Source organism: Acinetobacter sp. 1294596, from assembly GCF_000582925.1.
Taxonomy (GTDB): Bacteria; Pseudomonadota; Gammaproteobacteria; order Pseudomonadales; family Moraxellaceae; genus Acinetobacter; species Acinetobacter radioresistens.
In genome coordinates, this window is sequence record NZ_JFCC01000069.1 from 1 (window position 1) to 10,440 (window position 10,440).

The window sequence follows — 10,440 nt, forward strand, 5'->3', positions numbered from 1 at the left end:
ATTTTAATAAAATAGCCTAAGTAATTTTATAAAAATTTCTAAACAATAAAACCTATTACAATAATATAAATTAGACATAGAAAATAAAAAATCAGTTTTATAAACCAAGACTTTATTAAAAAAAGTAAATCTAGAAAGCATACTCATAACACTAAACTAAAAAAGCATCACTACCTTAATAAACCAACAACAGAGATTGAACCTAGAAAAGCATACTGTAACAGGCTAATTTCAGTAATCCAGTACAAATAATTATTTGACAGTAAAGATAACAATACCTCGTACTAAAGCTATAAATTAGAGAAAACAGGCAACACAAAACTTTATAAGTATTAAAACTAGCGAGTCAATATACATTAGATAGTTAATACTATTAGGCATGCATATAGATTTAATTGAATAATAGAATTTGATTTTGCTTAACGAAATTAAATTCTATATTATAGAAAAAATTGTTCTAATTCGCTCAATAATAAAATTAACTCTATCATAAGGACCAAGATTATGAGTTTACAAGACAAGATGTCAGCTTCGGAGTGGGAAGCACGTTGCCAACTGGCTGCACTATATCGCTTGATTGCTTATTATCGCATGACTGATTTGATTGATACGCATATCAGCCTGAGAGTACCAGACCAATCTGAATACTTTCTGATTAATCAGTACGGCGTAACATTTGATAAAATGACAGCTTCTCAGCTGGTCAAAATCGATCATGATGGAAATATTGTTTCTGATTATGATCAGGGAAAACCAGTTAATGTGGCAGGTTTTGTAATTCATTCAGCCTTGCATACTGCACATACATATATAAACTGCGTAATTCATACTCATACAGCCGATGGTATTGCCGTTTCAGCGCAGAAACACGGTCTTTTACCAATTTCCCAGCATGCTTTAAAATTTTATAACCTGATGAGCTATCATGAATATGAAGGAGTGGCGCTCTCTACCGATGAGCGAGAACGTCTGGTTCATGATTTAGGACAAAACCGGGTCATGATTTTAAGGAATCACGGCTTACTATCTGCAGGCGAAACCATCCAGCGTGCCTTCCATGAAATTTACTTTCTGGAAAGAGCCTGTCAGGCACAGATTAAGGCATTGGCGGGAGGATCTGAGTTACATTATCCTACGCCCGAAGTATGTGAACGTACCGCAAGACAGTTTAACAGCCCCGCGGTAGAGCCAATTATCTTGAACGCATGGAATGCTGCACTCAGTCTGATTGAAAATCAGAAAGCAGAGTACTGTTCATGATAGTAATTTCCTGCAAAATACCTGAAATCGAGAAAATTCTACTCAAGGTCTTTCAAAAATATGCACCCGAAGGAACCTATTGTCTGCCAGAAAGTGAACAGGCACAACAGGCTACTACGGCGGCTTGCTGGTTTCCGGATATTGAACAGCTAAAACAGCTTCCCCAACTGAAAGTCATTCATTCCATTGCGGCAGGAATTGAACATCTGGATCTAAATCTTATTGACCCTTCATATCTAGTGTGTCGGGTTATTGATGAGCAGCACCAGAAGGGAATGTTTGAATATCTGTTATGGGCTGTCCTGTATTATCAGCGTCAGTTTGACCGGGCTATTAACCAGCAGAAACAGCAATTATGGAAACAGTACCGGCAATTTTCCAGTCAGGATATCCAGATTGGAGTGATGGGTCTTGGGCATATAGGGGGATATGTAGCAACCCATTTCGCACAGATGGGCTATCAGGTTTCAGGCTGGGCACGTTCTAAGAAAAACTTGCACAGAGTTCAATCATTTGCAGGAAATGAAGAGCTAGATGGCTTTTTAGCCAAGAGTCAAATCTTGATCAATCTTTTGCCGTTAACTGCACAGAATCATTCTATTTTATCAGCCCAGGTTTTAAAAAAGCTGCCAGAACAGGCCTGTGTCATTAATTGTGGCCGCGGTCAACATCTGGTTTTGCCAGATCTTGTTGCAGCACTTGATTCTGGTCATTTAAGAGGGGCAGTTCTTGATGTCTTTGAACGGGAACCCCTTGAGCAAGCCGATCCGTTATGGACTCATGAAAAAGTTCTGATTACGCCTCATGTGGCTTCGCATGCGCCAATGTCAATTGTCGTCGAGCAGATTCTGGAAAATGACCGTCGTTATAAAGAACATGAGCCATTAAACCATCAGATTGACTCTGCCAGAGGATATTAAAATAACACTTAGGAGTAAAAAATGGATTTTGAAACGATTAAAGTCAGTATAGATGCTCAGATTGGTAGACTACAGCTAGACCGGCCTGAAGCTATGAACAGTTTTAATGAAAAAATGCATCAGGAAGTTCAAATTGCCATACGCCAACTGGTCGATTTGGAGCAGGTCCGGGTCATTATTATAACCGGTTCAGGCAGGGCATTTTGTGCTGGCCAAGACTTGAAAGAGCGTGCCGGTCAGCTTGACCAGATTGCATTGCCTAATGAAGGTACACTGGCTAAATATTATAATCCTCTAATTGAAACGATTACCCACGCCCCTAAACCGGTGATTGCAGCAGTTAATGGGGTGGCTGCTGGCGCGGGTGCCAATATTGCCTTGGCCTGTGATCTGGTCGTTGCTAAACAGAGCGCATCTTTTATTCAGGCCTTCTGCAAAATTGGTCTAATTCCAGATGCCGGTGGAACCTGGCTTTTACCACGACTGGCCGGACATGCTAAAGCAATGGGACTCGCCTTACTAGGCGATAAAATTTCCGCTGAACAGGCGGAAAAACTGGGACTGATCTGGCAGGTTGTACCAGATGAACAGTTTGATTCTGAAGTACAGCAACTGGCCCAAAGACTGGCACAACAGCCAACCTATGCTTTGTCTCTTATTAAACAGGCTATTCACCGGTCTACTCATCATACTTTGACTGAACAGCTTGAGCTGGAGAAAAACTTGCAGTATCTAGCGAGTAACAGCCAGGACTATAAAGAAGGAGTAAAAGCATTTACTGAAAAGAGAACACCACTATTCATGGGTAAATAATCAGGTGAGAATTTAAAAATGAATTTAAATACGCGTGTAACAGAACTCTTAGGCATTCAGTATCCTATTGTTCAGGGTGGTATGATGTGGGTAGGAACTGCCGAACTGGCCAGTGCGGTTTCTAATGCTGGTGGTTTAGGGACAATTACTGCACTGACCCAACCTACACCAGAAGCTTTATATAAAGAAATTGCACGTTGCCGTAACCTGACCGACAGGCCTTTTGCAGTAAATCTCACTTTATTGCCTGCTGTGAAACCACCACCGTATGCTGAATACCGTCAGGCCATTATTGAAAGCGGAGTCAAAATTGTAGAGACGGCAGGAAATAAACCACATGACCATATTCAGCATTTTAAACAGCACGGTATAAAAATTATTCATAAGTGTACGGCAGTCCGTCATGCACTCTCTGCCCAGAAAATCGGAGCAGATATAATTTCAATTGATGGTTTTGAGTGCGCTGGCCACCCTGGTGAAGATGATATTCCTGGACTTATCTTGATTCCTGCTACTGCTGACCAGATTGACATTCCAATCATCGCCAGTGGAGGGTTTGCCGATGGGCGTGGGCTGGTAGCTGCGCTGGCATTGGGGGCTGAAGGTATAAATATGGGGACCCGCTTTTGTGCAACACAAGAAGCGCCCGTACATGAACGGATCAAGCAGTTCTATCTGGACAATGACGAACGTGATACCAATCTGTTGCTTAGACCTTTTCGAAATACTTCACGCGTAGCAAAAAATAGTATATCAGACCGTGTGCTGGAGATCAGTCAAAAGCCTGACCTGAAATTTGAAGATATTCAGCCTTATGTCTCTGGCTTAAAGGGTAAACTGGCTTTAGAAACTGGAGATATCGATGCCGGGCTAATTACAGCGGGGCAAGTGCAGGGCCTGATCCATGATATTCCAACCTGTAAAGAGCTGATAGAGCGTATTATTCAGGAAGCAAACCAGATTATTGACAGCAGACTGACAAAATTTATTCGAGCCAATGAATAAAAAAGTAATTCTGGTTTTGGTTGGTATTAACACTTTTTAATGACTAAAGTCAGTCCAAAAGCATTAAATAGTTTTAAAATAGAATGCAGGGTCGGATTACTATGCGGCTGTTCCAGCTTTTGTAGTGTTTGCGGAGCAATTTTTGTAATTTTTGCCATATCCTCTAAGGTCAGGCGCAATTCAGTCCGCAGATACCTGGCAACCTGATGAATTTCCCACTCTGGATGCTGTTCTATAGTATCAAGTACCTGCTGGCGCCGTTGCATCTGCTCAATCGGCGTCATCGATTTAAAACGTTTATCCATGACTCAGCTCCTGAAGTTGCTGACAGATATTTTCTATTCTTGGCTCGCTATTTTCGATAATTTCCGGATCGATACCGATACGTTGCATATAATTGAGCAGACCTTGATATTTTAGGAACTGTTCAGCCAGTGCTGAGCGAAGAGTATCCTGCGCAATAGGCATAATAGTTTGAATTTGCTCAATGACTGATGCCCAGCATGGAGCGCCGCCCTGATCATCTCTTTCCCAGCGGGTGGTTCTGGCTATTCCATCAGGATGTAACCACATTGGCGCAAAATCAAAAAGTGGCGTAAGCTGGATCAAGCCACTTTCATGGCGTTGGATCGCTGTATTACGGGTATGATTGTCTTTATTTCCTAGAGCTACATTGGCAATGTCTCTTTTTAAATATTCAACTATTTCAGTTTCTGCATACGTACAGCTTTGGAGGATGAGCATACAGATCTGGTTGTGAGAAAGGCGTACTCCAAACCCGGCCTGATTGCTCAGTGACGCAATACTTTCCTGGGCAATACGTTTGACCTTCCCATTGACTGTCTGGCGGTCAAAGCGGGGAATAAAAAGAGTACGATCATGAAGTTCTAGCTTTTCATGCACTCGCAGACCAAGATATTCTGCTAGTTGCATATACAAGGCTTCTTGAGCCAGGATTTTTTCTAGCCGGGGATGATCCCCCCGGCTAAACTTGACTAGCCAGTGTTTGGCTGCATGCTCATCTGGCAAGGTATGATCCAGATAAAACAGTCCATCATGCGCTTGGGTCAGCAATAGTTTAGGCCATTCTCCCTGCACTCCGGAGGAACCGCCCACAAACAGTCCATAAGATGCTAATGATTCAATAAAATATTCACGGCGTTCAGCAATTTCATGTAGGGTAAAACCCTTCAGGTTAGGATCAGGAAACTTTGCATTTAACCACTCATGAGCCTCTTTAATACGAAGATGGCCAATGGGATTACCGGCACCGGCCTTTAATAAAGCCCAGTCAGCTGTTTGTTGTGCTGTTTCATTATAGTCCAGCTGTTTGAGCAGCTCTTTACGTCCATATCCTTGGGGTAACAGGTCCATCAGAAAAGCGGGCCAAGTCTCTGCATAATTACTTTGCACATTTACGGGCAAATTAAAAGACACTGCTCGTGCATCACGGCAGTCCATATAAGAAATAGCATATTCAAACAGATAAGATGTACGGGTTCCTGCCTCCCACCCCAAGTGTGTAGCATTGAGTAATTCTACTAGAGCACAGTCGAGCCACTGATGGTCCTGATAAATCTGTATAGTGCAAAAATTATTCATTCTTTTATTATAATATAAAAATAATAAGTAGAATAGAGGATAGTTATTTATTAAAATAAAATATTATGAATTTATGAGCCAAGAAATTAACCGGATTAAAAGATACTCAGGCGTGTGAGATAACAGATTATAAAAATCATAGAGAATGGTTTAAGATAGTCCACTCAACATAAGTAATGTTTTCAATTAAATCTTATGATTATTCGTGATAAAACTAGTAATCTGGCTTTACTTTTTGCGTGGCAAGGAACAATACTGCCTACAGTTTTACCTGCGCTCACCTTTGTTGTTTTAATCTCTGCGGTAATTGGTTATTTGACCTCTCATCATATGCTGAATGTGCCGGAAGTGCCTGCTATAGGGTTTACCATTTTCGGCATTATTCTTTCTATTTTTTTAAGTTTTCGAAATAACGCCTGCTATGACCGCTGGTGGGAAGGGCGTAAATTATGGGGAGCCCTTATTGCGAATTCCAGGCATATTGCCCGTGATTCTCATGTATTACCTGATCGAGAGCGCCGGATTCTCATGTACAGGGTAATGTTTTTTACTCATCTTTTAAGAAATCGCCTGAGAAAAACCAATACTCCATTCAAGTTAGATACTCATCATCTGGCGCTGGAGCAACACGCACTGAATCATTTGGATCAGCATATTAATGCTGCACAGTTTGTGCTTGAATGCATTCAGAAAGACCTGGTTCAACTCCTGAGACAGGGCCTGATCAGCGATATCATTTATAGTACATTGAACCGGCATATTGTTGAATTGGGTAATATTCAGGCTGGCTGTGACCGTATATTAAGTACACCTTTACCATTTTCGTATTCAGTTTTATTACACCGTACTGTTTATTGTTTCTGTTTTATTTTACCTTTTAGTCTAGAAGCTGACTTAGGTATATGGACACCTATTGTAGTTGGATTAATTGCTTATCTGTTTTTAGGGCTGGATGCTTTAAGTGCCCAGCTTGAAGAACCCTTTGGGCTTGAAGAAAATGATCTGCCACTTGATTCGATTGTACGTTTGGTCGAACGGGAGATGTTGAGTTCGCTTGGAGAGGAATTGCCCGATACTATTTTGCCTATTAGGGGCAATTTAAGTTAATCAAGTGCTGCGCTACAGGTATTTCGCAAATTAAAAAAGCTATTTATATAGGGCTGAACTCTTTAACTCAAAATCTTCAATCTCCTCACTAGCATTTATTCGTTTTAGAATAAAATTCATCTAAAATGATCAGATGGTTATTTCTACATCATGAAATAATATTATTATTCATATGGTTAATTTTGAATTAATCATAAAAATGGGTATTAAAATTATAGAGTTTTAATACCCGATTACCCCTATGATGATATAAAACTATTTTTCCTTAGAAACTTCAGGACTCATCTTTTTTAGTTCCCAGATATTCCTGATAGGCATCTTCGGCAAAGCGTCGTAGAGAATCACCGATTGCAGCATATTGGTAAGCATTTAGATTGGCTAATGAAGCACGTGCCGATGGATGGGATACCCCAAAGCCAGAACCTGGCAACAGAACGACACCGGTTTCATCTGCTACCCGAAATAATAATTCTGTCGGGTTTTTATTGACCATGACCCAGTTGGCAAAATCGTCACCATATAATATGCGGGCTGTTCTTTCCAGATCTACCAAGGTGTAATAGTCAACAGCGTTAAGATCTTCAGGGACTTCAACACCAAGCTGTCTATAAAGTGCAGCATCGCGTTCCCGGACTACAGACTTGACAGCTTTTTTATAAGCCTGACGAGAATCCATCATATTAAACAGGGCAAAAGAACCATCTGTACCTGCTGCGGTGTTGACAGACCTGCGGTGTGATTCAGTGCAACATTACGGCTATCTGCTACCAAACGGTCAATAAACTTGATTTTTTCTGGTTCAGTAGTTAATGATGAATAACGTTCTTCAAGTTCCTGCTTTTCCTGATCTGAAAGCGCTGCAATCTTCTGATCAATGATATTGTTATTCGACAGCGCAATAATGCCAAGTCTCCAGCCTGTAGCCCCAAAGTACTTTGAGAATGAATAAACTAAAATAGTATTATTTGGGCAAATTGCAAAAAGTGACTTAAAGTCATCTGCAAAAGTTCCATATACATCATCTGTCAAAATAATCAGGTCAGGACGTTTTCTTACAATATCTGCCAGTATTAGCAATCCTTCATCACTTATTTTGACAGAAGGCGGGTTGCTCGGATTGACTAAAAAGAATGCCTTGATTGAAGGGTCTTCTAACTTTCTTAATTCAGACTCAGGATATTGCCAGCCCAGATTGGGATCAGCTTCAATAAAAATTTCTTCAAGCTGATAGTCATTCAGTTTGGGAATTTCCAGATACGGCGTAAAAATCGGTCTGCCGATTGCAATTCGGTCGCCAGTATTAATAATCTTGTTTTCTTTTAAGGAGTTAAATATATAAGCCATGGCTGCGGTTCCGCCTTCAACCGCAAACAGGTCCAAGCCTTCCTTGGGCATACTTTTTACGCCCATTTCCTGTAACAGATACTCTTTAATAATTGTTTCACTCACACGGAGCATGCGATCAGGTACAGGGTAGTTACATCCTAGAATCCCTTCGACCATTTCAAGCAGAAACATATCTGGATCTAAACCCAATTGGTCTCTCACATAAGACACTGCTTTTCCCAGAAATAAAACTCCAGGTTTATCCCGGTTCTGCATGAGAAAATTATCAAAACGTGATTGCAAACCGACAGGACGGGGGAACCCACCTAAGCCTTCTGGCATATAAGAAAATGAAAATTCTGATTCTGTGGCAGAAAATAGACCTAATTGAAAAAAAGCCCTACGTGGCAGGGTAGCCAGAAAATTAGGGTTTCCTCGTCCAGCATTGAGCATTAAGCGGTCCCGCTTACTCTGTGCCAAAGCAATCAGGCTATCTTTTAACTCGAATGGGCTAAGTTTTGAATATTTAGAATAATCTACATTCCCCATGGGAAGTCTCCTTAGTGAATAGTGATCTTAAAATGCTTGAAACAACTTTTAGGCTAATCCGACAATAATTGGACCGAGTAAGGTTAAAAAAACGTTTGCTAGGGCGTAGGTAATAGCAAAGGGTACGGTAGGTATAGAGTTACCGGCTTTATCCAATACCCCACCAAAAGCGGGGTTGGCACTGCGTGCACCTGATAATGCCCCTGCCATAATGGCGACATTGTCATAACGAAGAATGTAACGGGCGAAGAACATTGAAAGGATGAGAGGAACAACAGTAACCACCACACCGATCATAAATAGTGATAGACCACTTTGCTTGATGGTCTGAATCGCCTGTAAGCCTGATTGCAGCCCGACAGCAGCGACAAATCCTGCAAGTCCCAAATCCTTAAGTAACTGTGATGCTGCTAAAGGCATATTGCCATGCACTTGATTACGGCTACGTAACCATCCAAATAACAGGCCAGAAAGTAGCGCACCTCCACCTGCACCTAAAGTAAGGGGCACCCCTCCAATACGAATAACAAAAAGGCCAATAACCAAACCGACTACAAGACCTGCTCCATGAAACATCCAGTCTGTTTTTAAACTCTCAGGTAAAGCTTTTCCGGCTTCTTTCACTAACCGCTCAAGATCGGTTTTTGTTCCATATACTGTGACTACATCACCAGGTTTCAAAACCAGATCATCATTTAGAACCTGTGTTTCATTATTTCGTTTGATACCAAGTACATATATACCGTGTTTCAAATAGGCAGGCGTATTGGCCTTTACCTCGCCCAAGCTATGATTAAGATATTTAGAATTTCTGAGTACTACATCCGTGGTCTGCATCACCATTTCCATACCAGGAGAAGACTGTAGCTCTGGACCAATATACTCAGAAATTGCAACCACACTAGCTCGTCGCCCTACAATCAGTACAATATCATCTGTCTGCAAAATGATATCTGGAGATACATCGATAAACTGGTCATCACGTTTTAAGCGTTCGATGGTAGTGCTAGATTGTTTGGCCTCAAGTTCTTCTATTTTCAGACCATTACCCTGTTTGACTTGATAAATACGTCCGACTATTTCCGGAATAGCCAGCTCTTGACCCGGAGCCAGCTCAAAGGCACCTTTCAAACGTTCAGATTGTGCTTTCAGGGCATCATCATGGATTTCTCTTCCCATAAATTTAGGAAGAATATTGACACAGATAATAATTGCGCCAAGTGACCCAAAAATATAAGTTACTGCATAGCCAATTGCGACATTTGCCTGTAGCTTTTGTATTTCAGCAAGAGGTAAATCCAGTCGTGATATTGCATCTCCAGCAGTACCAATAATAGCTGACTGCGTCATGCCCCCTGCCGCTAGTCCTGCTGCCAGCCCTTTGTCCAGATGGAAAAGCTTGGCCATGAGCAGTACCGTAATTAAGCCACTCACTGCCATAAATACTGCAAGCAAAATCTCTTTAATAGAGTGTGGTCCTAATGATTTAAAAAATTGCGGTCCACTTTCAAAACCTACAGCATAAATAAATAACGCAAAAAGAATCGCTTTTACACCATTATCTACAGAGACACCAATCAGGCTTAAAACCACTGCAACAAGAAGCGAACCAGCAACGCCACCAAACTGGAATCTGCCAAATTGAAACTGACCAATCCAGAAACCAATTGCAAGTGATAAAAATAATAAAATTTCTGGACTATGACTTAATTCATGTTGTAACCATTCAATCATTTTATATTCTCACTTCATTATTAATATATTTTTAGGTAAAGAATCATGGTTTTTTAAACTATTTAATTAAGCTACTATTCTAATTGTGAGAAAACAAATTTACTTTACTTGAGTGTAAATATAT

At 40.8% G+C, this 10,440-nt stretch carries 8 protein-coding genes and 1 pseudogene; 5 read left to right on the forward strand and 4 right to left on the reverse strand.

The window, feature by feature from the left end:
- The first annotated feature begins 504 nt into the window (after positions 1 to 504).
- From J502_RS15210 to J502_RS15225, 4 genes are read left to right on the forward strand one after another with little or no spacing between them, the layout of a single operon-like run.
- Positions 505 to 1,260 carry a class II aldolase/adducin family protein gene (locus J502_RS15210; protein ID WP_005014341.1) on the forward strand — a complete coding sequence of 252 codons (756 nt, stop codon included), beginning with the start codon at positions 505 to 507 and terminating at the stop codon, positions 1,258 to 1,260.
- Positions 1,257 to 2,180, forward strand: coding sequence for a 2-hydroxyacid dehydrogenase (locus J502_RS15215; protein WP_005014340.1), 924 nt, complete (start codon positions 1,257 to 1,259; stop codon positions 2,178 to 2,180). Before J502_RS15210 ends, J502_RS15215 begins: the two co-directional genes overlap by 4 nt.
- 21 nt (positions 2,181 to 2,201) lie before the next feature.
- Positions 2,202 to 2,993 carry an enoyl-CoA hydratase-related protein gene (locus J502_RS15220; RefSeq protein WP_005014338.1) on the forward strand — a complete coding sequence of 264 codons (792 nt, stop codon included), beginning with the start codon at positions 2,202 to 2,204 and terminating at the stop codon, positions 2,991 to 2,993.
- Between the two features lie 18 nt (positions 2,994 to 3,011).
- Complete coding sequence (locus tag J502_RS15225) at positions 3,012 to 3,998, forward strand: NAD(P)H-dependent flavin oxidoreductase (RefSeq protein ID WP_005014335.1); 987 nt, start codon at positions 3,012 to 3,014, stop codon at positions 3,996 to 3,998.
- A 26-nt stretch (positions 3,999 to 4,024) separates the two neighbouring features.
- On the opposite strand, the gene J502_RS15230 is transcribed toward J502_RS15225, so the two are convergent.
- Together J502_RS15230 and J502_RS15235 are read right to left on the reverse strand one after the other, a co-directional pair.
- Positions 4,025 to 4,303, reverse strand: a complete 279-nt coding sequence (locus tag J502_RS15230) for a helix-turn-helix domain-containing protein (protein ID WP_005014332.1) — start codon at positions 4,301 to 4,303, stop codon at positions 4,025 to 4,027.
- Positions 4,296 to 5,600: a type II toxin-antitoxin system HipA family toxin gene (locus J502_RS15235; protein ID WP_034684990.1), complete on the reverse strand. Its 1,305-nt coding sequence runs from the start codon at positions 5,598 to 5,600 to the stop codon at positions 4,296 to 4,298. Before J502_RS15235 ends, J502_RS15230 begins: the two co-directional genes overlap by 8 nt.
- A 195-nt stretch (positions 5,601 to 5,795) precedes the next feature.
- Between J502_RS15235 and J502_RS15240 the strand changes: the two genes are divergently transcribed.
- Positions 5,796 to 6,707 carry a bestrophin family protein gene (locus tag J502_RS15240; RefSeq protein ID WP_005014327.1) on the forward strand — a complete coding sequence of 304 codons (912 nt, stop codon included), beginning with the start codon at positions 5,796 to 5,798 and terminating at the stop codon, positions 6,705 to 6,707.
- Between the two features lie 274 nt (positions 6,708 to 6,981).
- On the opposite strand, the pseudogene J502_RS15245 reads toward J502_RS15240, so the two are convergent.
- Together J502_RS15245 and aspT are read right to left on the reverse strand one after the other, a co-directional pair.
- Positions 6,982 to 8,582 (reverse strand): annotated as a pseudogene (locus J502_RS15245) (bifunctional aspartate transaminase/aspartate 4-decarboxylase).
- A gap of 48 nt (positions 8,583 to 8,630) precedes the next feature.
- Complete coding sequence (gene aspT, locus J502_RS15250; RefSeq protein WP_005025873.1) at positions 8,631 to 10,316, reverse strand: aspartate-alanine antiporter; 1,686 nt, start codon at positions 10,314 to 10,316, stop codon at positions 8,631 to 8,633.
- Between the last annotated feature and the right edge of the window lie 124 nt (positions 10,317 to 10,440).